The sequence below is a fragment of the Paucisalibacillus globulus DSM 18846 genome (assembly GCF_000482485.1).
GTDB classification, from domain to species: Bacteria; Bacillota; Bacilli; order Bacillales; family Amphibacillaceae; genus Ornithinibacillus; species Ornithinibacillus globulus.
Genome location: NZ_AXVK01000001.1, coordinates 413,759 through 439,255 on the forward strand (window position 1 = coordinate 413,759; position 25,497 = coordinate 439,255).

Annotated in this window: 23 protein-coding genes; 12 read left to right on the top strand and 11 right to left on the bottom strand. The window is 34.3% G+C overall.

Annotation, left to right across the window (positions count from 1 at the left end; translation table 11 throughout):
* Positions 1-234: 234 nt before the first annotated feature.
* Both K332_RS0102180 and K332_RS21855 read left to right on the top strand, forming a co-directional pair.
* Positions 235-1,596, top strand: coding sequence for a TrkH family potassium uptake protein (locus K332_RS0102180; protein WP_036687843.1), 1,362 nt, complete (start codon positions 235-237; stop codon positions 1,594-1,596).
* Between the two features lie 27 nt (positions 1,597-1,623).
* Positions 1,624-3,573: an EAL domain-containing protein gene (locus K332_RS21855; RefSeq protein WP_051359322.1), complete on the top strand. Its 1,950-nt coding sequence runs from the start codon at positions 1,624-1,626 to the stop codon at positions 3,571-3,573.
* 56 nt (positions 3,574-3,629) lie between these two features.
* Here K332_RS21855 and K332_RS0102190 read toward each other — a convergent pair whose 3' ends face one another.
* From K332_RS0102190 to lepB, 3 genes are all read right to left on the bottom strand, one after another.
* Positions 3,630-4,769, bottom strand: coding sequence for a S1C family serine protease (locus K332_RS0102190; protein WP_026905949.1), 1,140 nt, complete (start codon positions 4,767-4,769; stop codon positions 3,630-3,632).
* Between the two features lie 20 nt (positions 4,770-4,789).
* Positions 4,790-5,947 carry a hypothetical protein gene (locus K332_RS0102195; RefSeq protein WP_026905950.1) on the bottom strand — a complete coding sequence of 386 codons (1,158 nt, stop codon included), beginning with the start codon at positions 5,945-5,947 and terminating at the stop codon, positions 4,790-4,792.
* 382 nt (positions 5,948-6,329) lie between these two features.
* Positions 6,330-6,854: a signal peptidase I gene (gene lepB / locus K332_RS0102205; protein ID WP_245604620.1), complete on the bottom strand. Its 525-nt coding sequence runs from the start codon at positions 6,852-6,854 to the stop codon at positions 6,330-6,332.
* A gap of 194 nt (positions 6,855-7,048) precedes the next feature.
* On the opposite strand from lepB, the gene K332_RS0102210 reads away from it, so the two are divergent.
* The gene (locus K332_RS0102210) at positions 7,049-7,234 is read left to right on the top strand and encodes an aspartyl-phosphate phosphatase Spo0E family protein (protein WP_026905952.1); all 186 of its coding nucleotides are present in this window, start codon (positions 7,049-7,051) and stop codon (positions 7,232-7,234) included.
* Between the two features lie 64 nt (positions 7,235-7,298).
* On the opposite strand, the gene K332_RS0102215 is transcribed toward K332_RS0102210, so the two are convergent.
* On the bottom strand, positions 7,299-8,459 hold the full coding sequence (locus K332_RS0102215) for an aminotransferase A (RefSeq protein WP_026905953.1): 1,161 nt from the start codon (positions 8,457-8,459) through the stop codon (positions 7,299-7,301).
* A 26-nt stretch (positions 8,460-8,485) separates the two neighbouring features.
* Entirely contained in the window at positions 8,486-9,385 is a 900-nt protein-coding gene (locus K332_RS0102220) for a DMT family transporter (protein WP_026905954.1), read from the bottom strand.
* Between the two features lie 233 nt (positions 9,386-9,618).
* Here K332_RS0102220 and K332_RS0102225 point away from each other — a divergent pair, with 233 nt between their 5' ends.
* A complete protein-coding gene (locus K332_RS0102225; protein ID WP_026905955.1) occupies positions 9,619-9,972 on the top strand; it encodes a hypothetical protein in 354 nt (117 codons plus the stop codon).
* A 40-nt stretch (positions 9,973-10,012) separates the two neighbouring features.
* On the opposite strand, the gene K332_RS0102230 is transcribed toward K332_RS0102225, so the two are convergent.
* The 4 genes from K332_RS0102230 to K332_RS0102250 all read right to left on the bottom strand — a co-directional run bounded on the left by K332_RS0102230 (position 10,013) and on the right by K332_RS0102250 (position 13,277).
* Positions 10,013-10,489, bottom strand: coding sequence for a YkyB family protein (locus K332_RS0102230; protein ID WP_026905956.1), 477 nt, complete (start codon positions 10,487-10,489; stop codon positions 10,013-10,015).
* A gap of 849 nt (positions 10,490-11,338) precedes the next feature.
* Complete coding sequence (locus K332_RS0102235; RefSeq protein WP_026905957.1) at positions 11,339-11,920, bottom strand: SCO family protein; 582 nt, start codon at positions 11,918-11,920, stop codon at positions 11,339-11,341.
* A 211-nt stretch (positions 11,921-12,131) separates the two neighbouring features.
* Positions 12,132-12,359: a hypothetical protein gene (locus K332_RS21860; RefSeq protein WP_036687844.1), complete on the bottom strand. Its 228-nt coding sequence runs from the start codon at positions 12,357-12,359 to the stop codon at positions 12,132-12,134.
* Positions 12,360-12,425: 66 nt separating this feature from the next.
* Positions 12,426-13,277 (bottom strand): metallophosphoesterase, encoded by an 852-nt coding sequence (locus K332_RS0102250; RefSeq protein ID WP_026905958.1) that lies wholly within the window; start codon positions 13,275-13,277, stop codon positions 12,426-12,428.
* Between the two features lie 147 nt (positions 13,278-13,424).
* Between K332_RS0102250 and fadH the strand changes: the two genes are divergently transcribed.
* From fadH to K332_RS0102295, 8 genes are all read left to right on the top strand, one after another.
* Entirely contained in the window at positions 13,425-14,192 is a 768-nt protein-coding gene (gene fadH, locus K332_RS0102255; protein WP_026905959.1) for a 2,4-dienoyl-CoA reductase, read from the top strand.
* Between the two features lie 721 nt (positions 14,193-14,913).
* Complete coding sequence (gene cbpB, locus K332_RS0102260) at positions 14,914-15,369, top strand: cyclic-di-AMP-binding protein CbpB (protein WP_026905960.1); 456 nt, start codon at positions 14,914-14,916, stop codon at positions 15,367-15,369.
* Positions 15,370-15,478: 109 nt separating this feature from the next.
* Positions 15,479-16,195, top strand: coding sequence for a 2,3,4,5-tetrahydropyridine-2,6-dicarboxylate N-acetyltransferase (gene dapD, locus K332_RS0102265; RefSeq protein WP_026905961.1), 717 nt, complete (start codon positions 15,479-15,481; stop codon positions 16,193-16,195).
* Positions 16,196-16,211: 16 nt separating this feature from the next.
* Positions 16,212-17,342 (top strand): N-acetyldiaminopimelate deacetylase, encoded by a 1,131-nt coding sequence (locus tag K332_RS0102270; RefSeq protein ID WP_026905962.1) that lies wholly within the window; start codon positions 16,212-16,214, stop codon positions 17,340-17,342.
* A 67-nt stretch (positions 17,343-17,409) separates the two neighbouring features.
* Positions 17,410-17,652 (top strand): YkuS family protein, encoded by a 243-nt coding sequence (locus K332_RS0102275; protein WP_026905963.1) that lies wholly within the window; start codon positions 17,410-17,412, stop codon positions 17,650-17,652.
* A 164-nt stretch (positions 17,653-17,816) separates the two neighbouring features.
* A complete protein-coding gene (locus tag K332_RS0102280) occupies positions 17,817-19,568 on the top strand; it encodes an ABC transporter ATP-binding protein (RefSeq protein WP_026905964.1) in 1,752 nt (583 codons plus the stop codon).
* A gap of 12 nt (positions 19,569-19,580) precedes the next feature.
* Entirely contained in the window at positions 19,581-21,422 is a 1,842-nt protein-coding gene (locus K332_RS0102285; RefSeq protein ID WP_026905965.1) for an ABC transporter ATP-binding protein, read from the top strand.
* Between the two features lie 632 nt (positions 21,423-22,054).
* A complete protein-coding gene (locus K332_RS0102295; protein WP_026905966.1) occupies positions 22,055-22,720 on the top strand; it encodes a potassium channel family protein in 666 nt (221 codons plus the stop codon).
* 76 nt (positions 22,721-22,796) lie between these two features.
* Here the strand turns inward: K332_RS0102295 and rnjA are convergent, their stop codons facing one another.
* On the bottom strand, positions 22,797-24,464 hold the full coding sequence (gene rnjA, locus K332_RS0102300) for a ribonuclease J1 (protein WP_026905967.1): 1,668 nt from the start codon (positions 24,462-24,464) through the stop codon (positions 22,797-22,799).
* 3 nt (positions 24,465-24,467) lie between these two features.
* Positions 24,468-24,677, bottom strand: a complete 210-nt coding sequence (locus K332_RS0102305) for a DNA-dependent RNA polymerase subunit epsilon (protein ID WP_026905968.1) — start codon at positions 24,675-24,677, stop codon at positions 24,468-24,470.
* Positions 24,678-25,497 lie beyond the last annotated feature (820 nt).

Below are 25,497 nucleotides of genomic sequence, written 5' to 3' on the forward strand. Positions count from 1 at the left end.
AGTCTTTCCAAATTCATTATTTTGATTTATAATCTTTGGATATTATATTATATAGTTTATCGTAGCATAAAGGTTTGGTCGACAAAACCATACGCTATTCAGTGTATTAAAACCTGTGGTTTGAAGTTTCTATTTACAAGTTATCGAAAGTAGAGGAAATATAATTTAATCATGCTATAATAAAATTGAGGATTTTCCTGAAAATTCCGGGAAATTTGAGGAGTATGTATACTGATGTTACCAAAATCATTTTTACGTTGGATAAATAAGTTATCACCTGTACGAATTATTTTGTTTTTTTATTTATTAGCTGCAATCTTTTCAACGGTGTTGTTAAGTTTACCTATTGCATTTCAGGATGGAGTAGATGTTGCATTTATTGATATTGTTTTTACTGCTGTAAGCGCATTAAGTGTTACAGGTTTGAGCACGATTCCTATCTCTGAGACACTAAGTACGGAAGGAATTTTTATTCTTGCATTTATTTTACAGTTAGGTGCAGTAGGTGTGATGGCAATTGGTACGTTTATTTGGCTCCTAATTGGTAAGAAGATTGGGCTAAAGGAACGTCAATTAATTATGACAGATCAAAATCAAACTAACTTTGAAGGCATGGTACGTTTAATTAAGCAGATTTTTATTGTTTTATTAACGGTGGAATTTATCGCTTTTCTCATCTTAGGTACATATTTTCTAAAGTATTATCCATCACCTTCTGAAGCTTATTTTCATGGTTTTTTTGGTACGATTAGTGCTGTTACTAATGGAGGGTTTGATATAACTGGAGAGTCACTCATACCATATAAAGATGACTATTTTATACAGTTTATAAATATGTTGTTAATCATCTTTGGAGCTATCGGCTTTCCCGTTATAATTGAAATCAAAAACTTTTTATTTTTGAAGAAAAACAATCGTAGGTCTATTCATTTTAGTTTATTTACAAAGGTAACGACCTTAACCTTTGGTATTTTAATTGTTGTTGGAAGTGTTGTTATTTATTTATTAGATATGCATAATTTTTTTGTAGGGAAAAGTTGGCATGAGAGTATATTCTATGCGCTATTTCAATCTGTAACGACTAGAAGTGGTGGGCTTTCTACAATGGATGTAAGCTTGTTAACAGAATCCAATCATTTGTGGTTGTCTTTCTTAATGTTTATTGGTGCTTCACCTAGTAGTGCTGGGGGAGGAATCAGAACAACTACATTTGCTTTGGCTGTTATTTTTATCATTACATATGCACGTGGTGGTAGCAGTATACGGATTTTTAGAAGGGAAGTTCATGAAGAGGACTTAATGAAAGCCGTAACAGTTACATTAATGGCTATGTTAATGGTATTTATTTCGGTTCTGTTTATTACTACCTATGAACCATTTTCCATCACAGAAATTATGTTTGAAGTTACATCTGCATTCGGAACTGTTGGATTGTCTTTAGGTATTACAGCTGAGTTATCAACTTTAACAAAAGTAATTCTCATGATATTGATGTTTATCGGTAGAGTAGGAATAATAACGTTTCTATTTATGTTCAAAAAAACAAAGAAAACAGGGGATTATCATTATCCAAAGGAACGAATTAGTATTGGGTAAGTTGATAACAAGTGAGGAGAGTCCTTTATGAATGAAGAACATTTATTGTTGCCAATGAATAATCAGTTATTATCTTTTTTAAATGAAGCAATTTTGTTTGTAGATAAAGATGGATTAATCCTTGATGGAAGTGAGAAGGCCTTTTCCATCTTAAATCTCAATTATTCAAATGATCAATCCATCGTTGATTATCTAGATTTTCATTTACTGTTGGAGTCTCAAAAATCTCATTTGTTAATGGAAATTAAGAATGAGAAAGGAAAGTTAATCGAAGTTAAGTCACTTAATGTTAAAGAGAATATGTATTGTTTACTATTAAATGAACTTTCTATTCGGAATAGGGCGGATGAGATTAAACGGTATATTAATCAAATTTCAAATAGTTCAGTTGAGGGTATCGTTCTGTATGGTAAAACAGACATAATTGATTGTGATGAAACTTTTGCAACTATGTTTGGCTATTCTAAGGAAGAATTAAAAGGAAAATCAATGGAGCATTTGATTGATCCTAAAAGTTATCAAAGGTTAGCAGATTTTGAACATCTTGCATTTAATGGTGTACTTGAACTTAAAGGAGTTCGAAAGGATGGGACACTTTTTTATATTGAAATGTACGAATATCCTTATTACAAAAGCGGAAAGATTGTTAGAGCTGCTAGTGTAAAAGATGTGACAGAACGAATTGAAACGGAAAATAAGATAGAATATATGGCTTATTACGATGAATTAACTGACTTACCAAATCGAAACTTTTTTAATAAAGTTTTAAAAGAAGCAATTGTACAAGCTAAAGAATCTAATGAGCATCTTGCGGTTTATTTCCTTGATATAGACTATTTTAAAGAAATAAATGACACATTAGGGTACTCTTTCGGGGATGAGTTACTTCGGGCTTGTGCAGGTCGCTTAAAGACGTTCCAACAAATGGATACATTTATTGCTAGAATGAGTGGGGACGAGTTCTTAATTGTACAAAGAAATTCTTCAAAGGAAGAATCAAAAGCATTAGCAAAAGAAATAATTGCAGAATTTGAAAAACCAATCAAGATTCATGAATATGAAATTTATACTACATTAAGTATTGGTATAAGCTTATATCCCGAGAATGGTAAAACGGCTTCAGATTTAATTAAGCATGCGGACTCTGCGATGTATGTTATAAAGGGAAAGCATAGAAATTATTTTAATTTGTTTGAATCGTCCATTTCTGAGAACTTTAAAACAATGCTAACAATGGAATCAGAGTTAAGAAGGGCGCTTAGGGAAGGGCAATTTGAACTTTATTATCAGCCACAAAAGAATTTACGTAAAGATGAAGTTGTAGGATTAGAAGCTTTAATACGTTGGAATCATCCTGAAAAAGGATTGATTAGTCCTATTGAGTTTATTCCATTAGCTGAAAAGACTGGGCTTATTATTGATATAGGTGATTGGGTGTTATCGGAAGCTTGTAGACAGAACAAAGAATGGCAGGATAAAGGATTTAAACCATTGACGGTTAGTGTTAATCTATCGGCAAAACAATTTTACCAGCCAAATTTAGTTGAGAAGGTAAAGCAAGTTCTTGAAGAAACCGATTTACACCCCAATTATTTTGAACTCGAGATAACAGAAAGTATGGCTATGTCAAACGAGGAAGAGATTTTAGAAACTTTACATCAGTTACGCGAATTAGGTGTACTTGTCTCCATTGATGATTTTGGAACAGGGTACTCATCTTTTAAATACTTAAGTATATTTCCGATTACAAAATTAAAAATTGATAAAATGTTTTTGAATGAAAACCAAAGAGAAAATCAAGCGATTGTAAAATCCATTATCCATATGTCACATTCTTTAAATATGAAGGTTATTGCAGAAGGAGTGGAAACGTTAGAACAGCTAAATTTTCTTGCAAATGAGAGATGTGATGAGATGCAAGGATACTATTATAGTAAACCACTGCCACCGAAGATGTTGACTAAGTTTCTGAATTAAATCTTGACTAGTAAAAAGAGACAGACCCGAACAACTTTGGGTCTGTCTCTTTAAATTTATTCGTCCTTATAATCAATAGTAGTAATCTTTAATTGATCATTTTCAAATCCAATTATAAATTCATATGTTATATTTTCATTGATTGGTTCTTCTTCATTAGGTTGATTTTTAGTCAAGGTCACATCTGCCTTTATGGATGCGTGACTATCATCAATAGTAGTAGATTGATGTTTATACTTAACATCTACAATCTGAATATATCCTTCACGGAAGGAAGAGTAAGAAGTCTGTGTTTGAATGGAATCACCTAGTAATGAATAAGCAGCTACATAATCCCGGATGATGATGCTATCTAAGAAATATTCCATTACATATTCTGCATCTTGCTTAAATTGTGTCGGGTCAATTGTATTTAGTAAATCTTCTGTGTTAGTAAATGTAAGTTGACTGTTTTGTGCTTCTTTAGACCAATTTTCGATTTCCTCTATTACATCAATAATGGGAATACTAAATCCTATTGTGCCATCTTCTGTTCCAACAGAGTTTATACCTATAACCTCCCCTGTAGTTCGATTTATTAATGGTCCACCACTATTACCATGTGTGATGAGAGCAGAGATTTGATAAGCATTATTGTAATCATATCCATCTACAGTAAAGTTACGTTCAGTTCCAGAAATTATCCCCAGGGTAACCGTATTTTGAAATCCATGTGGACTTCCTAAGGCGATTACTTCATCTCCAATTTCTGCTAATGTATCTGTATCAACGGAGAGTCCTGTTTCGCCAGCAAGTTGAGGAACTCGAAGGACGGCAATATCTGTGTTTTCTCCAACCCCAATAATTGCAGCTGGGTATATACGAGCATTAGCAGTTCTAACATAAATGCTTTCGGCATCCTTGATGACATGTGCGTTGGTTATAATATCTCCTTTTTCATTATAAAGAAAACCTGAGCCTGTCAGTGATTCATAATCATTCTTTGCTTCAATTTGAACAACATTTTTCTCCGCTTCGTGTATTATTGTTTTTAAGTTTATCGTTTCATTTTCGGATTGTACTTTTTTAATCATGGGATTGTTAATAGCCAAATTGGTTGATTGCCAATCCGAATATAGATAGATTGAATAAGCAATTCCGAGAATTAGTAAGATAATAGAGATGATAATTGGTAATTTTCTTTTTGTATTTATCATATTTTCACTCCATAAGAGTACTAATTGGTGTACCAAGTAATCTTTTTGACATTTATATTAATTTTTTCAACATTTTGGTCAATATCATAATGAGTAAATTCAAATTTTCCACTTTCGTTAGGGTAGAGAGTATCAGGATATACATAAACCTCATTTGATAGAAATTCCTTATCATTTGTTAAAAGAGAATACTCTACCAGGATAGAGCTTACAGGTATTGTTGCGATACTCTTAACTTCACCTTTAACAACCAAATTACCTTGGTCATCATTTTCAGGTTTTACAGATACCACTTCAATGGCATCTGTTTCATTCATTTCACGTTCTTCTTCAGCTGTATCAATTGCTTGTTGGATACGCTGTTGTTGGGTAATTTCAAATGATACTTTTTCTTTTTCAATTGTCGTTTGTAAACTATGCAGTTTTTCCGAGTTCGGAGCGTACTTTATACCATCTTCTACAATGAATTGTGCATCACTAAACTGTTTTTCTGATAGTTTTTCGCTTGCTTTAGTAAAGGTAAAATCAATAATTTGATTACGAATATTATCTGTAATTTGTACAGCTTCAGGATTTTTTATTGCATCAGCTTCCCAGAGTAACACTTTTAACTCATCGATTGGTGGGGCATCACTAAGTAAGCTCTTTAACTGTTCAATCTTTATTGTATTACGGTTAGAAACGATTTTTTCTACTAGTGTCGTTGTTGCGACTCCATCAAAGTTCTTCAAAGAAGATTCTGCATCATTGATTAAGGTGAGAGCATCTTGAAAATTACTATTTTCTAATTCCTCATTTGCTTTTTGGAGTGTTTCTTCGATAGCAAAGGTTTTTTGTATAAATTCAAGTGCTGTTTCTCCTTGAATAAAATTAGGCTTTTTATCAACTGCTTTTGAAAAGAAGTCCTGTGCAGCTTGATAATCATTTACCTCTAAACTTTTTTCACCAAGCTCATAAAATTCCATTGCCTGAGCAGAACGATTTTGCAAGAAACTATTGAAAAGATTTATTGCAAGTAAAATAAATATGAAGGATATTAACGTAGCTATCCAATATTTATTGAATTTTTTCTTTTTACTAGAACGTAAATGGATATCTTTAGGAAGCTCATCACCACAAATTACACAAAATGATTCCTCTTCCTTAACTATAGATCCACAATATGGACAATGTAACAAATTCTCACCAACTTTCAATCATCTTTCGAACTTTTTCGCCAATAATTTTAATTATATCTTAACATATTTCTCTTTATTTAGGGATGAGTTATGGTATGATATAAAAGGTTAGTAGTATTATTAAATTATCGAAATTATACATATAATAGGTCTAGGAGGTGTCGCAACATGGGAATGGAAACAGCATTTGGTATTCTTTGTTTTGTAATCCTTTTATATTTCATTGGAAGTCTAATTTGGGATAATGAAAAATAATTAGTGAAATTTTATTTGGATTTTTTTGCTAACGGGAAATATTGTAGTATTTTCCTATCTGCAAACATAAAAGGTTGTCTTTATGGATGTGAATCCGAAAGACAACCTTACGTTTGTTCCTAATTAATCATCTCGTTTTGGTCATTTCACTGAATGGATAAAATACAAACTCAGATTTACCGATAATTTCATCCTCCATAATAAAGCCTAAACCGTTTCTAGAATCTTTACTGATGGACCGATTATCTCCCATGACAAAGTATCTGCCTATTGGAATGGTGATTGGACCAAAATTGCCCGTATGATTTTTTGCATCCTCTGTTAAAAACGTTTGATCATGAAGCTCATCATTTATATAGAGTTTATGATTTTTAATCTCAATCGTCTCACCGGGTAGGCCAATTACTCGCTTTACGTAATTTTTTTCTGGCCGATGGATAATGACAATATCTCCTCTTTCAGGTTCGTCAATCATGTAAACGAATTTATTAAATATAACACGTTCTCCATCTTGAAGAGTGGGATCCATACTATCTCCCTCAACAATGGAAGTTGCAAATATAAAAGTGCGTAATAGAAATGCTAGAAGGATGGCAATTAATATTGCCTTACCCCATTCTACCAATTCGTTTTTTTGTTTCACTCCGGCCAAAGAAGACATTCCTTTCTTCGTAAAAAGTACATTGAAGCATTTATTATTATATATATTATAGCAAGAATAAGCCTAAATAAGTGTATAAAAAGTTTAGGAATTGTAAAATCACATTAAATACCATCCTAGTTGTTCAAAATAGTTTACATATGCTAAAGTAATAGAAATAGTAAAGGAGGTATTGTAATTAATTTATGTACGATACTGACATGCTTTTAAAAGAAATAGAGAAACTAAGAAATACAATGAGTGCTGTTGCCTTAAAGCAAGGAATAACCAGTTTAGAATCTATAGCCCTTAGCCAAGAACTTGATCGCTTACTAAATATTTATGAACAACGTAAAAAGACAAAAGTTTGTCCACAAACAGAGAACAGATAAATCAAAAATCACTATCATATAGCGAATAGGGGGGATATCTTTTATATCCCGTCTATTGCTACATTTATTCATACTCCTTTAACAAATATCTCTCTAATCGATCAAGGCCCTCTTTTAATGTTGGATGATTGTAGGCATAGGATAACCTCATATAACCTTCCCCAAATATGGAAAAACTTCCCCCCGGTACTAGTGCGACCTTAGCTTTTTTTACCAAATCTAACCCTAATTCAAAAGATGTCATCTTAGAGTAGGGAAATTTAGGAAATAAATAAAATGCTCCATTCGGTTTATTTAATGAAAGTCCCATTTTAATAAGCCTATCGTAAACATAGTCTCTTCGGGTTTGATAGTCCATTTTCATTATATGAGGGTCGTCTAATCCATATGTCAAAGCTTCTAATGCTGCGTATTGACTGATGGATGATGCACAGGATACATTGTATTGATGAACTTTTAGCAATTGGCTAGTAATCCATTTTGGAGCAAGCACATAACCAATTCTAAAACCTGTCATGGAATGTGATTTGGATAAACCATTAATAACAATTGTACGATCCTGTACTTCAGAAAAGGTGGAAATACTAACATGTTTAAAATCATATACTAACTCACTATATATTTCATCTGCTAGTATGAATATCTTTTTATCTTTTAATACAGTGAGTAGCTCTTTTAATTCAAACTCTGTTAAAGATACACCGGTTGGATTAGAAGGGTAAGGGAGAACTACACATTTTGTTTTTGGTGTAATAGCCTTCTCAAGTAATTCTCTCGTTAACTTAAATTCATGATTAGTTGTATCAACATGAACAGGCTTCGCACCTGCAAGCGTAATTAGCGGTTCATAACCTGGATAAATTGGTGCCGGTAAGATAACTTCATCATCTGGATTTAATATTGTACGAAAAACAATATCTATTCCTTGGGATGCTCCCGTAGTAACAATAATTTCATTTTCTGGATGGAAGCTTATATTGTAATTGGTTTCATAGAAGTTTGCAATTGCTTTACGTAGTTCTATAATCCCAGCATTGCTTGTATACGTTGTCTTGTTCATGGTTAATGCATCTATTGTCGCTTGCTTGATATGATCAGGTGTATGGAAATCAGGCTGACCAATTGTTAGTGAAACTAGATTTTTTTCCTCGGAAACCATATTAAAAAACTTGCGAATCCCAGATATTTCAATTTTATTAATTTGATGATTTAATAGATTTTCCATGACTTTCCTCCAGGTTACATGATTAATTAACTTGCCTTTTGATAGGGAATGCCTTCCTTACGTTTGATTTGCATTAATATAACTGCACCTATAATTAGTGACATTCCTATCATTTGTACAAAAGTAAACAATTCCTTAAAAATAAAGATTCCGATTAAAATAGCTACTACTGGCTCAATAGTCGTTAAAATGGAAGCTTTAGAAGCCTCCGTTTTATTTAATCCATATGTATATACGATATAAGCTATTGCTGTAGGGAAAAGTCCAAGTCCAAAGACGTAAAAAAGAACTTCTGGATTAGCCAATAAATACGCTTTCTCTTGAAATGGGAAAAAAGGTAATAGTGTTACGGAAGCCACAATAAAGGTAAATGTCGTTATGCTTAAACTAGAATATTTCTGTAAAGCGTATTTACTAAAAATACTATATAAAGCATAACCGACACCAGAGCCAAGTCCAAAGAGAATGCTTTCAATAGATACCGAATTTAAATTCGTAGGTAGAAGTCCTACAACAAAGCATGTACCTAAAAGGGTTCCTGAAAGTGCAAGAAGTTTTTGTTTAGTAAAAGCCTCCTTAAACAAAAAATACGAAAAAATAGTTACAAACGCAGGGCCAGTATATAACAATGCTGTTGCGACAGGTATTGTTGAAAGTTCAATAGCAGTAAACATACAAAAGTTAAAAAATACAATACTAAATATTCCTGTCCCAATGAAGTATTTTAAATCCTTCACAGATTTTAAATGCAATGATTTTGGTGATTTTATTACTAAATAAATAATTAATAAGGTAGCAGCAGATGTTGCTCGTAAGGTAACAACTTCCATCGGTGTGAAACCATATGTATATAAGTTTTTTACAAACCAACCAATTGTACCCCATAATGCTGCTCCAAGCATGATTAAGAAAACCGCTTTGTTCAAGTAACAACCACCCCTAAACGAACTTTAAGCTAATTATAGCAATTATTAGAAAAAATCGCATTCACTACACTTTAATAATGTAACTTAACATTTTTGTTAGTTTTTCTCTAAGTGCAGACTACATTATACCTTCCTAACACTAAAGAATATTAAGTGAAAAAGCTAATACAAGTTGTATAGATTTCTGTAAAACAGTTTAGAATGGTTGATAATGAATAAAGGGTGGGGTTTGAATGGATTTAGAATTGGTAGATTGGATTAAAGTATCACATTTACAGTCATTAGGAATTCCAAAGGAAGTATTTTTTACGTTTGTAATAATCCTTGGAATTATGGGCTGTTATTTTATATTTCGTCCCATTACATTTATCTTGTTATCAATTAAATCTGAAAGGTTATTAAATTATCTTATAAGTGGTTTGTCTTTTATAGTTATTTTCTTTGTAATAGTTCTTTTTGTTGGAAAAGTAGAGTTACTAACATATCAGCTATTCAAAGTATCTTTACAAGCTATTGCAATCTTTGGACTTCTGTTGTGTGTTGTACATTTAATTAAAGCGGTTTGGATAAGAAAAAAGAAGGTATAAAAATACCTCAGTTCGGGTATTTCCCTAGCTGAGGTATTTATTATCGAAATGTTTTACGTGGTGGCCATTCCATTTTACCGAGAGATGATGGCGTAAAATATGAAGATGTATATTGTTGCCGTGTTTTGTTAGGCTTTTTATTTGCTGGCTTCCAATCAATATATTGATAGATTATCTTCTTCGCTTGAGATAATGACATTTTCGCTTGGGGATTACGAAAATTTTGATCAAGTTGCCCTAAATGTTTAAGGTCCTGGAAGTCTTCCTTTGTTGGAGGGATATGAAAATAATATTCATCCACCTGAACTAAGAGGGTAGAATGCTGGTTACTTAATTTTGGATGTTCAGAGAAGTGCAAACCTATTTTCTTTGCACGATTTTCTTTTAGCAACCGTTGGATTGTTTCTTTCTTAATAAAATATAAATGTTTAGGATCTGGTGCTGTTTTTGCATGTCGGTTTACCGTGTAAATCGCTCTAGCTAAGTCATTAAGTGAAACAGTGTAGTTCTCTGTCATGAATATCCTCCTTTCAGTGTTGTTTTGTTTATTTGTATTAATAGTATCTTAAAGCTTGTCCATTTTCAAATGATAATTTTATGTAGAGCTTTAAATTGGTTTATAAATTTTAATTTTTGTTAAGTTCGGATGCATAGTTGATGGAAACTGCGCGGTAACTACTGTAAACATTTCCTCACTCTTAGGAATGGAGTGGGTGTAGTGCTAAAATCCCGCTCCGGCAGAATACTCCGCTTTTACTTCCAGCACAGGGGCGACATCTGTTCGAAAATACCTCACAGTGTCTACCTTGCCTCGGGCACGGCCTCAGCCTCCTCGCGGAAAGTTCACCGCTGCGGGGGCTTCGGACACGTGCTGTTCCCGTAGGACAAGGAAGGCTTCGGCAGCATAACATCGCACGAAGAAAATCGGTTTTTATTTTCGAGGAGTCCCCGTATTCTGCCTGCGCTAGTATTGGCTTTCTAAAAAAATTGTTTTATCACATATTTTCATTTAAAATCACTTTTAATCAAATTCAAGCTAAACCAGCTCCGGAAATACACGGAGACACCTGTGGGAGGATAGGCATAGGTGAGACCCCGCAACGACGAAGGAGTGAGTAGGCTCACCAGCCGCCCACGGCAAGGTAGACACTGCGATGGTTTTTTCGAGCAGATGTCGCCCCTGTGCTCGAAAGTAAAAGCGTAGTGTATTTCCGGAGCGGGTATGATGCGCTACCAAAAATTATTAGTTACCGCGCAGTTTATACAAAATGAACTATAAAACTTAAAGGGCATAAAGAAAAATCCGAATGGATTGAAATCCTATTGGAAGAATTTACAATCGTAGTTCGGATTTTTGTATTGGGCACTATTGCATATCTTTAATGAAGGCTACCATTTCTTCAATTTGTTCATCTGTGAGTGTGAATCCATTAAAGTGTTTTATTGCATTTCCTTCTGGACTAACAATGGAAAGTTGCACACCATGCATAAGGGCATCATCTATTTTTTCTACCGGTATTTTAAATGATTTAACAGCAAATTCTTTAATTGTATCAAAATCATACCCAGTTAAAAACGTCCAATTATCTTTTTCAAAATCGATACCTCGTACTTCGCCATATTCTTTTAAAACCTCTGGTTTATCGACTTCTGGATCAATACTGAAAGAAACAAATTCCACATCTTCAATTCCTTCTTCTTTTAAAGCACGATCTACTTTTTGTTTAGAATAAGTCATTTGTGGACATTCAGTTTCGCAATTAGTATAAATGAAATCAGCGATCCATATTTTTTCATCAAAGTCACTTTTACTTACTTGTTCCCCATTCTGGTTTGTAAAAGTGAAATCTCCAATAGGGTAGGAATAATCTCCTTCATACTTTGACCCACATGCAGAAAGTAAAAGAATAGCACTAGTTATCATAAATAAAATAATCTTTCTCTTCATTACGTACCCTCCGTTATGTAATTTCTTTGTCCGGTTAGAAAGTATCTATGACTTTCTTTTTTATGCATTCGTTCTCTAAACTATCTTATCATTTAAGAACAGTTAAAACTATGGATAAACTGTTACAGTAAATACAAATGGTAACGGAAGTACTAGAAATAGCATCTGTACTTGTTAAAGAAAAGAGGAAGCCGATTAGGGCTTCCTTTCTTTAATAATAACCTTTTCCGTAACTATTGCCAAAAACATTATTGTATCCATAACCATATGGAACAGGTACAGGGTAAGGGTATGGCACTGGATATCCATAGTATGGATTGAATGCGTTATATAAGAGTGGGCCTACTACTAAACCAGTTAAAAATGGGACAATCGGAAAAAATCTCTCATCAGTTTGATTATAATCATTGTAAAAGCCATGAACTTGTTGATAATTCATTAAACTCTCCCTCTCCACACTAACTTATTATTAATGTATGCGAGTGTTATGTATTTGGGAGTATGTTTAAGATTTTTTTAAGGTGAAGAGTGTTATTTCTGGTTTACAAAAAAAGCGATATGGCAATCTAGTAGTTCCTATACCTCTGCTAACGTATAAATTAAAATTACTAGAATCAAAAGTATACTTACCCTCCACATATTTTTCAGCATAAATTGGCGTATATAAATGTCCTACAAACGGAAGTCTAACTTGACCTCCATGGCTATGTCCTGATAATTGGACATCTACATGGTGCTGAAGAGCAGTATCAGCAAAATCTGGTTCATGGGAAAGAAGGATCGTAAAAAGTTCGGGATTAGTTTGTTCAAGTGCTTTAGGTAAGTTAGGTGAGCCTAGAATGACATCATCAATACCAGCCAAAATGATTCGATCCAGACCTTTTTCAATTACTTGATGACTATTTTTAAGGAGGGTAAAATCAGCCTTTTCCATAACCTCCTGAACGATTTCAGTGCCATAGCCACCATGATCATGATTTCCGTAAATCCAGTATTTTCCTTTCTGTGCTTGGAGTTCCTGTAATAGCTGTGTTAATTTTGGACTCCAATCATACTTATTTGGTTCATCTACTAAATCACCAGTGAAGACAATTAAATCTGGATTTAATGTATTGATTTTAGTTATTAATTCTTGGAATTGTTCGAGAGTATATTGAAAACCAATATGCGTATCCGAAAACTGAACTATTTTAAAGTCATTAAAAGAATCTGGAAGCTTTTTCGATAAAATGGATTCCATATTGATAGTCAGTAAACCTGGTTCAATATTTCTAGCATAATAATATGTTCCGCCTGTTAACCCAAGTAAAGTAATCGTGCTGCTTATTAATTTTTTTAAAAATGATCTTCTATTCATACTGTCACCTTCGTGAAATATAATGTTATAAATTATAGCATACATATTCTTATAGTATAGTGCGATAGAGAATAAAATATCGTGTTTTTTGACTTTTTCAATAAATATAAATAGTATGGTAGTATGAAGGCATTAGGAGGAGAATTTATGGGGAATGAAACAGTTATTGTAACTGGTAGCTCAAGTGGAATGGGAAAATATATGGCCAAAAAGTTTGCAGATGAAGGTTTAAATGTCGTTTTAACTGGAAGGGCAGAAGACAAACTTGTGGCTGTAAGAAATGAATTAGCTGAAACAGCTAAAGGTGGAATCCATATTGTGCCTATGGATGTACGGAAGCCTGAAGATGTAGAACGAATGGTCTCTGAAACGGTAAATTGTTTTGGTAGAATTGATCACTTAATTAATAATGCTGCTGGAAATTTTATTTGTTTTGCTGAGGATCTTTCTGTAAATGGTTGGAATTCTGTCATAGATATTGTTCTTAATGGCACATTCTATTGTTCAAGTGCGGTTGGACAGTATTGGATTAAGGAAAAAATTCAAGGATCTATCATAAATATGGTAGCTACATATGCATGGAATGCTGGAGCGGGTGTAATCCATTCTTCTGCAGCAAAGGCTGGTGTGTTAAATATGACTAGAACACTTGCTGTAGAGTGGGGTACTAAGTATGGTATTCGTGTAAATGCTATTGCACCAGGTCCAATAGAAAGGACTGGTGGTGCTGAGAAGTTATTTCTGTCTGAGGAGGCAGCCAAGAGAACTTTAGAATCTGTTCCACTTGGTAGATTAGGCAAGCCAGAAGAAATAGCAGAACTTGCTTATTTTCTAGCTTCTGACAAGGCAGCATATATAAATGGGGAAGTTATCACAATGGATGGTGGTCAGTGGTTAAACAAGTTCCCATTTTAAATTTGATTTCTACCTATAAAAATAAAAAGTTATGAAAAAAGCTCAGAGCCCTAAGCAGTTGCTTAGGGCTTTGATATTTCAGTTACAATGAACGCAAGAGTGTGATAAAATGTTTTGACCTTCAATTTGAAGGGTGCAATGATTGATATTAAATAATTCCTTAAACTCATTGATAAGACACTTCTAATAGTAGATTTTCTTTTGAGTCACCTCTCATTACGAGAAAAGCAGCGTCAATACTGATAATAATCCGTAATGAAGCGGATGAAAATCATACTAGAGTCCACTTCTTGGGGGCAACAAAACGAGTTGCTACTACATAGAATATATCAAGAGAAATAACAATTAATGTTACACTATATATAAAAGCAGCAATAATTTCAAACCGTTTAAAACCAATAGTTTCATCTTTAATTGCGTTACAAATTATTCAATAATTTAAGTGACATGTTGTACATGCTAAATTTGGTAAAAGTATGTTACACTAATATTGGTTAGTAATAATTTCCTAAAGTAATTCAATAATTTGGCATTCGATATTGGTATCCTTAGAAGTTTTATTCATGGAAACCTTCACCTGCTGTGTGCAAGTCATTGGGCGAATGCTCTAATTGCAATATGTAGATGGAAAGTTATACTATCCTTCCTGCATAGAAGATGTAAGCCCCTTCATCTGTTGTCTGTATAATTTAAGTTAGTTTTGTAAAAAGGAGTGGGTATTATGAGTTTATTACAAGATAGAGAATTGACGGCATTAACGATTGCCGATATGATGATACCTTCTGAGAAAGTTGCCCATGTTCAAGTAAATAATCCTTTAGAGCATGCTCTTTTAGTTTTAGTTAAATCAGGATACTCAGCTGTTCCAGTGTTGGATTCTACGTATAAATTAGAGGGTACAGTTGGTAAAACTAAGATTTTAAATGAAATATTAGGTCTTGAACGATTTGAAATTGATCGCTTATCCGAATTACAAGTTAAAGATGTGATGGTAACCGATATACCAAGATTATTAAAAGAGGATACGTTAGTGGAAGGTCTAAAAGCATTAATAAATTATCCATTTGTATGTGTTGTTGATGACGAAGGATATTTTGATGGTATTCTTACAAGAAGGGCTATATTAAAAGAAATACGAAAAGATATATATTCAGGAAAAAATAAATCGACTAGATAAAGAGCATCCTTTGCAGTAAATGCAGAGGGTGTTTTTCTTATATTTTTATTGCCCAAACTTAAGTGTCATGTTAAAGTGAAAATTATAAAAATTAGGAGGTGGCTACCTCATGAAGATGATGGATGCCAATGAAATTATTAATTTTATATCGAATAGTACAAAAAGTACACCTGTTAAAGTTTATTTAAAAGGAGAAAATTTACATACGTTATCCTATGGGAAAATACAATCCTTTGTAGAACAAAATAGTGGCGTATTATTTGGAGAATGGAAAGAAGTGTCCGTTTTTCTTGAAGAAAATAAATCTGTCCTTACAGATTATGTTATCGAGAATGATCGCAGAAATTCTGCTATTCCCTTATTAGATTTAAAAAACATTAATGCAAGAATTGAACCTGGTGCCGTAATCCGTGACCAAGTTGAAATTGGTGATAGTGTGGTCATTATGATGGGGGCTATGATTAATATTGGAGCAGTAATTGGTGCAGGAACGATGATTGATATGAATGCAGTGTTAGGTGGTCGTGCAACGGTAGGAAAGAATTGTCATGTTGGCGCAGGAACCGTGTTAGCGGGGGTTATTGAACCACCATCTGCAAAGCCAGTAGTTGTAGAAGATGATGTAGTAATCGGTGCCAATGTAGTTGTGTTAGAGGGAGTAACGATTGGAAAAGGGGCAATTGTAGCAGCTGGAGCAGTTGTTACGAAAGATGTAGCTCCAAATACATTAGTTGCTGGAACTCCAGCAAAAGTACTTAAAAAGATCGATGAAGGAACAAAGTCAAAAACTGAAATTATGCATGAGCTTCGTAATTTGGATAATTAAGACGGGGTGATGCTAAATGGAGTTTTCGGAACTTAGACGAATCCGTCGAGAATTACATCAAATACCGGAACTGGGATTTAAGGAATTTAAGACACAAGAATACCTACTAAGACAAATTAGAGAGATAGCTAATGAGCAAGTAGAAATTCAGACTTGGAAGACCGGGATACTTGTCAAAGTGGCTGGTAAAAATCCAAAACGAACGATTGGATATCGAACTGATATGGATGGACTTCCTATTATAGAAGAGACTGGTTTTGATTTCTCCTCTATACATCCTAGAAATATGCATGCATGTGGACATGATTTTCACATGACAATTGCCCTTGGTGTATTAAAAAGCATAGTTGATAATCCGATTCAAGATGATGTCGTATTTATTTTCCAACCTGCTGAAGAAGGTCCTGGGGGCGCTTTACCTATGCTTCAATCAAAGGCTTTCCAACTATGGAAACCAGATTGTATTTTTGCATTACATATTGCACCAGAATATCCTGTTGGGACAGTGGCCAGTAAGTCGGGTTTACTATTTGCAAACACAAGTGAACTGTTTATTGATTTTATTGGAAAAGGTGGCCATGCGGCATACCCTCATCTAACAAAAGATATGGCGGTGGCAGCAGGAAGTTTTATTTCACAAATTCAATCCATCGTGTCTCGAGGATTAGATCCACTTGAAAGTGCAGTTGTCACGATCGGAAAAATGACAAGTGGCCATGTTCAAAATGCCATTGCGGAAACTGCAAGGTTAGAAGGGACAATACGCACTTTAAATCCATTAGCTATTGACACTATTAAAAGGAAATTGGAGTCCATTGCTCGTGGGTTTGAAATTAGTTATGAATGTGAAATTAAATTGGATTATGGGTCAAACTATTATCAGGTTTTCAATGATTCGAATTATATTAACCTGTTTAAGCAGACAATGAATTCTACTGATATTCGGTATGTGGAAGCAAGGGAAGCCATGACTGGTGAGGATTTCGGTTTCATGTTGAAGGATATTCCTGGTTTTATGTTCTGGCTTGGAGTCGATTCTACTTATGGATTACATCATGCTAAAATTAATCCGAAAGAAGAGGCTTTAGTAGTAGGAGTTCAAGCTGTACGGAGTGTTTTAAAAACTTTATTCAATAATGTTAGCTAGTCCGCATATCTTCTAAACTTTCGGTCAAACTATACATGTAAATTTGTATACTTAGAGGAGTGATAGGATGGCTAGAATCGGGGTTGAAGGTTCCCTTACAGATGTAAAAGAAGCTTTAATGGCAATGGGGCATGAGGTCATTGAATTGAAATCAGAAGCAGATACTGCTCACTGTGATTGTTGTGTGATTTCTGGATTAGATAAAGATGTCATGGGAATGGCAGATACAAGTATTGCGGGTCCAGTGATAAGTGCAAGTGGGCAAAACGCTGACGAAATTGCACAGATGGTTAATGAGAAATTAAGCTAATTAGAAAGAGGCTTCTCGGGTAGGTGAGAGGCCTCTTTAATTTTTGTCTAATGGAAATAAAAAATATTTTTAAAAAATTAAGTAAAAGTTGTGGTATTTTATTTCGGAAACCGTTATATTAGTAATTACGTTATAGAATATCAACTTTGGGGGAGGAAATTAGGGTGGATACATTTAGGAAGCTTAAAGAATTTTATTGGCCGTACCGAAAGTACTTTATTTGGTCATTGTTTTTCTTGTTCTTTGTAACGGTCATAACAGTTGTGTATCCTATTATCTTACAGATAACAATCGATGATGTGGTAGGAGGAGAGAGATATGAATTAATACCATGGATCTCATCAATCTTCGTAATACTAATGTTAATCAAAGGGATTGCAACTTTTTTTCATCAATATTTAGCGGAACGTTTTGGAGTTGTCGCTGTTTATAAATTACGTGATGCACTTTATAAAAAACTTCAAATTCTATCCTTTAAATATTATGATAATGCGAAAACAGGGGATATTATGTCCCGTCTCACATCTGATGTGGAAGGATTTCGCTTTTTCCTTTCCTTTGGATTTGCTGAATTAATTCGAATTGTTTTATTGATAGGAATTAGTTTAAGTGTCATGTTTTATTATTCTGTACCGTTAACACTTGTAACAATGGCAGCTATGCCGTTCTTGATTATTGTTGTTATGAAATTTGAGAAGGTTGCACATCCAGCATTTCGTGGCATTCGTAAATCCTTTGGAAGGCTAAATACGAGGGTTCAAGAAAATATTAGTGGAATGCAGACAGTAAAATCATTATCGCGAGAGGATTATGAAATAGGAAGATTCTCTACAAGTAATGATGACTATCGTCAAAATTATATTAGCACTTCCGAACTTTGGGCAAAATTCTTCCCATTAATGGAATTTATAGGGAATGTTAGTGCTGTAGCATTACTTGCATTTGGGGGTCACCTAGTAATAAGCGGGACTCTTGCATTAGGAGAACTAGTAGCGTTCTTTAGTCTTGTTTGGTATATCATGGGACCGCTTATGAACGTTGGATACGTAATTAATATGTTCTCGCAAGCTAAAGCATCTGGAGAGCGTTTAAGAGAAATCCTCGAAGAACATGAGGACATTGCTGTAAAAGAGGATGCTGTAAAAGAATCGATTAAAGGCCATGTGACCTTTAAAGATGTAACATTAACATATACAAAAGATGATGATTCAGCCTTGAAGAAAATTAACTTCGATGCACCTCCTGGTAAAACTATTGGTTTGATCGGAGCAACAGGGTCTGGTAAGACTAGTATTACGCAATTAATTACCCGTTTTTATGAGCCAGAGAATGGTGAAGTATTAATCGATGGAAGGCATGTTAAAGAGTACGATTTAAAGACATTAAGAAATCATATTGGTTTTGTATTACAGGAATCTTTCTTATTCTCAACTTCTATAAGGGAAAATATTGCATATGGTAATCCAGATGCAACCGATGATCAAATTATCGATGCTGCTAAGCGCGCTCAAGCACATGATTTTATCATGGAAATGCCTAAAGGCTATGATACCTTACTAGGAGAAAGAGGGATGGGGCTTTCCGGTGGGCAAAAACAGCGTATTGCTATTGCTCGTGCCATTTGTGTTGATCCTAGTATTCTAGTTTTAGATGATGCTACTAGTGCAGTAGATATGGAAACAGAATTCCAAATTCAAAAAGCGCTGAAAGAAGTTATGAAGGGACGTACATCATTTATCATTGCTCATCGTATTTCATCTCTAAAACATGCTGATGAAATACTAGTACTCGACGATGGTAATGTAATTGAACGGGGAACACATGATGAATTGCTTAAGAAAGATAATGGAGCATATAAACGAATTTACGACATTCAATATCAAGATCATGATGTAATCATGAATTCTGTGGTGTAAGGGGGGATTTAATTGGCTAATAAAGAAGAAAAAATAAGAGATAAACGACACTTAAAACGATTTTATTATACTGTCGATCAAGCAATTGAAAAACCCTTTAACTGGAAACAAATCTGGCGTTTATTTGTTTATTTAAAGCCTTATACAAAAACATATTTACTTGGTGCAATAATTACGATGATCATATCTACTGCTATTAGATTAGCGATACCAATCTTAATTGGTAAAGCTGCATTTGACATTGCAATAGAAAATAAAGATACAACATTGTTAATCTATTTGGTTATCACAATAGCAGTGCTTTATTTAATCAGTTATGGGGCCAATTATTTACGAATTAAATGGGTCAACCTACTTGGTCAAAATGTTATTTATGATCTAAGGCAACATTTATTTACCCATGTACAAGGATTATCAAATAACTTCTTTGATTCTAAATCAGCAGGGTCAATCTTAGTTAGAATAATGAATGACACAAATTCACTACAAGATCTATTCTCTAATGGTATTATCAATCTATTAATGGACATTGCAACATTACTAGGTATCGTTACGATACTATTTACATTAAGTCCAAAATTAGCTATCGCGGTTATGGTAATTCTACCGTTAATGTTCTTCATTTCAACTGTTCTTAGAAGGAAAATTAGACGTACTTGGCAAGAGGTTCGTATTCAACAATCTCGGATGAATTCGCATTTGAATGAAAGTATACAAGGTATTCGTATTACCCAATCCTTTACACAGGAAAAAGAAAATACAGAGTTCTTTGATGGATTAAATACGGATAACTATAATGCATGGATTAATGCAACGAAAAAAAGTGCAATGTTCCGTCCTTTTGTAGAAATGAGTAATGCCATCGGTACAGTAATTTTGATTGCTTACGGTGCACATCTAATACTATTAGGACCTACTAATGGCGGAATCGAACTTGGAACCTTTATTGCATTTGCTTTCTTCTTGGGAATGTTCTGGGATCCAATTTCTAGACTTGGTCAAATGTATAATCAGTTATTAGTTGCCATGGCATCATCTGAGCGTATTTTTGAGTACCTAGATGAGAAGCCAAATGTTGATGAAGTTGAAAATCCTTTTGACTTTAAAGAAATGAAAGGTCATATAGAGTTTGATAAAGTTCAATTCTCATATGATCAAGATAGAATTGCTCTTCATGAGATATCACTTGAAATGAAATCAGGTCAAACAATCGCGTTAGTTGGTCATACCGGAAGTGGTAAATCAACGATTGCAAACTTAATTAGTCGCTTCTATGATCCGACAACAGGTCAGGTTAAAATTGATGGTCAAAATTTACGTGAAGTATCCCTAAGGAGTCTGCGTCAACATATTAGTGTTGTACTTCAGGATACTTTTATCTTCTCAGGTACAATCATGGATAATATTCGCTTTGGAAGGCCTGATGCAAGTGATGATGAGATTATTGAGGCTGCTAAAATGGTAGGAGCACATGATTTCATCTCTCGCTTAGCAAGTGGTTATCAAACAGAGGTAGAGGAAAGAGGTAATATACTATCAGCAGGAGAAAGACAATTATTATCTTTTGCTCGTGCACTGTTAGCAAATCCAAGCATTATTATTTTGGATGAAGCAACGGCTAGTATTGATACAGAAACAGAATTAAAGATACAAGCAGCACTTCGAAAACTATTGAAGGGAAGAACTGCTATAATTATTGCACATAGACTCTCTACTATCCGAGAAGCAGATAATATCTTTGTTTTAGAACAAGGTAAGATATTAGAAAATGGTAATCATCAGGAGTTAATGGAACTTAAAGGTGAATATTACGAATTAGTACGTTCACAGTTTCAAATGCTAGATGCAATCTAGTTCATAAAAGCAAGCTGTTCATAATTGTTTTTAATTGAATAGTCGATGGAAACTGTGCTGTAACTAATGATTTTAGATTGAGCACCAAACCCGATCCGGAAATACACTTCGCTTTCCATGGGCGGCTGATGAGCCTCCTCGCGCTTACGCACTGCGGGGTCTCACCGATGCCTATCTTCCCATAGGACAAGGAAAGCTTCTTAGTAAAACATCGCACGCAGAAAAAGTGGTTTTCTTTTTCAAGGAGTCTCCGTGTATTTCCGGAGCTAATTTGGAGTTCCATTATCTATACGCTTTCTTAAATTAGAACATTAAATTAGCGTAGGCAGAATACGAAGACTCCTGCGGGAACAGCACGTGTCCGAAGACCCCGCAGCGGTGGTCTTTCCGCGAGGAGGCTGAGGCCGTGCCCGCGGAAAGTGGAGTATTCTGCCGGAGCGGTAGCATAGCAGTTCACTCACTCCATTCATTAAGAGCAAAGGGCAATATACAGTAGTTACCGCACAGTCTATTCAAACTGCAACAAACTTTTGAAAAAGCTGTATTTAAAGAAGCAAATCCTAAAGGAATTGCTTCTTTTTCATTGAATTGTTAAAGTATTAATTATTAGGATTTACATTGGAGGAACTATTATGAGAAAAGAATTTGCCGTGATTGGTTTAGGGCGATTTGGGGGAAGTATTTGTCAGGAGTTAAGTAGAGAAGGTATGGAAGTACTAGCGATAGATCGTGATGAAGAAAGAGTTAATCAGTATAAACATATTGCCTCACATGCCGTAATTGCTGATTCAACAGATGAAACAACACTTAAAGAATTAGGAATTAAGAATATTGATCATGTTATTGTTGCTATTGGAGATAACATTCAAGCTAGCATTTTAACTACGGTTGTATTAGTTGAATTAGGGGTAAAACGAATAACAGTAAAAGCGCAGAATGATTATCATGCGAAGATTCTAGATAAAATTGGAGCAGATCAAGTAGTTCATCCGGAAAGAGACATGGGGCGTAGGATTGCTCACAGTATTATTTCAAATAATATTGTAGATTATCTTGAACTTTCCGATGATCATAGTATTGTCGAGGTAAAAGCAGGAAAGAAAATGGTAGGTAAATCAATAATTGAGCTTGATATCCGTGCAAAATATGGTTGTACGGTAGTGGCAATAAAACAAGGAACTAATATAAATGTTTCGCCAACACCAGATGATATACTAACAAAAGAAGATATCCTAGTAGTCGTAGGTGCGGATAAGGATATTGCTAGATTTGAAAGACAATTAGTAATTGACGAATAATTTGAAATTAACTATGCTTAGCTATTATTTAGCAAAAAAAGGAAGTCTCCCAACTTTGGGAAACTTCCTTTTAAAATTAAACTTCCATAATAATTGGTAAAACCATTGGTCGACGTTTAGTCTTTTCATAAAGGAATGGGGCAATCGTATCTGTAATTTCATTCTTGATTTCAGACCATTGTGTAGTTTTTCTTTCCATCACTTTATTCAAATGACTTGCTACAAGCTTTTGAGCTTCATTAATCATATCCTCAGATTCACGCATATAAACGAAACCGCGGGAAATGATATCTGGCCCTGCTGCAATCTTGAATTCCTTCATGTTAATACTGACAACCACAATTACAAGACCTTCTTCTGAGAGGATACGACGGTCTCTTAGAACAATGTTACCAATATCACCGATACCACTTCCATCTACAAATACATTTCCAGAAGGAATTCTACCAGCTACTTGTGCACTATCTTTACTTAACGCAAGAACATCTCCATTATCCATTACAAAAGAATCTTCTAAATCTAGTCCACACATCTCAGCAAGTTTTGTATGTTCAACTAACATTCGATATTCTCCGTGGATTGGCATGAAAAACTTCGGATTCATTAAACGAAGCATTAACTTTTGCTCTTCCTGACTTCCATGACCAGAGGTGTGAATGTTATTTAATTTACCATGGATAACATCGGCACCTGCACGATATAACATATTAATGATTTTGCTGACACTTAGCGTATTTCCTGGGATTGGTGAGGAAGAAAACACTACAGTGTCACCAGGTATAATTTGAATTTGCCTATGTGTACCGTTAGCAATACGGGATAATGCTGCCATTGCTTCACCTTGAGAACCGGTACATAAAATGGTTACCTCGTTTGCAGGGAGGCGATTAATTTCATTTGCTTCAATAAAAGTATCTTTTGGAGCATGAATATAGCCTAGTTCTTGTCCTAGGTTAATTGCATTCTCCATACTTCGGCCAAACACGGCAACTTTGCGATTATGCTTCACTGCTGCTTCAACCATTTGTTGTAGTCGATAAATATTGGAGGCAAAGGTTGCGAAAATAATTCTTCCATCTACTCTGCTGAAAATATCACTAATATTTTGTCCAACAACTTTTTCAGACAATGTAAAACCTGGTACTTCACTATTTGTACTATCAGAAAGAAGGCAAAGTACTCCTTCTTTTCCTATCTCTGCCATTTTTGTTATGTTTGCTGGATCTCCAACAGGTGTGAAGTCGAATTTGAAATCACCAGTATGAACAATATTACCAGGTGGTGTTTTTATAACAATACCGTATGAGTCCGGAATACTGTGCGTGGTGCGGAAAAAGCTTACGGATGTTTTTCGGAATTTAATGACATCATCTTCTTGAATGGGAATTAATTTTGCATTTCTTAATAATCCATGTTCTTCTAATTTATTTCTAATTAAGCCGATCGCTAGCTTACCTGCATAGATTGGTACATTAATCTCTCGCAGTAAATATGGAATTCCACCAATATGGTCTTCATGACCATGAGTTACAATTAACCCTTTAATTTTATCTTGATTTTGCACTAGGTATGTGTAATCAGGAATGACATAGTCAATACCTAAAAGTTCGTCTTCAGGGAATTTAATACCAGCATCAATTAAGATAATTTCATCTTGAAATTGAACTGCATACGTATTTTTTCCAATTTCACCTAATCCGCCTAGTGCAAAGACCGCTGCTTGATCATTTTTTACAAATTTCATAAGCTAAATGGTCTCCAAATTAAATTCTTCAGATTTCTTTTCATACTCTAGGTGTGCCTCATCAAGTGGCTGAATAAATTCAATATTATATTTGCGATCAGTTAATTTTAGTCTTACTTCTTTTTCAGATTCTGCCTCTACGTAAAGGCTTTTAGAACGTTCTCGTATTGGTACTTCATACGAAGTTTCTTGATAAATTACTTTAAATATCATACTATCTCTCCTGTCTCTCTCTAAAACATATTATTACCATTCAAAAAAATCATAAAAAGAAAAGCTAACTACTTCTTAGTAGTTAGGAAAGGATAAAACTTTCCATTCGTATAGAAAAACTAACAAAGAAAGTGCTTGACGGCATCGTAAGTTAATTCAAGGGAGTAATCTCCTTTTAGTAGCTACTTGAAGTCCAATGGAGAAGTCTCCCGTAGACAATAAAAGTAGTTACTTCATTAAAGAACGAGCAAATGCTAGTTTTTCTGAAAATAGAGCCTAAGCTTTTTATGTAGTCATCTCCGGTTAGAATCCGGAGATCCCGTATTTATTTATACAAGTTTAATACATCCGTTATTATCCGGTCCATCATTCATAAGTACTAATTCCACATTCGATTCCGTTTAAACGCTTCACTTAACAAAAAGACAGGTAACATTGTTGTTAGATAAATCATTATCGGTAGATTGGCTGTTCATTATACCCTGTCCTTACTTCTTCTTAATTCTTTAAAAGTTGTCGGTACACGTCCCCGGCCTAAAAAATCTTTCCAACGCTTCTTTAGCTTTTCTTTTAGGCGACGTAACATAAGGACATACACTCCTTTCCAAAAGATTAAAGAAAAGCATATAAAAACTTCTACCGTCCAATCCCTCTTATCTATAGTATAGTATGGAATCTGAAAATATGGAAATAAAATTCATCGATTTACTATAAAAAAATTTATAGAAATAATCTAAAGAAGGTTAGTTAGATACCAAGGTCTAGTTTCTTCTCCTATTTTTCTCCTTTTTATTATTTCTATGCATTGTAATAAACAAAG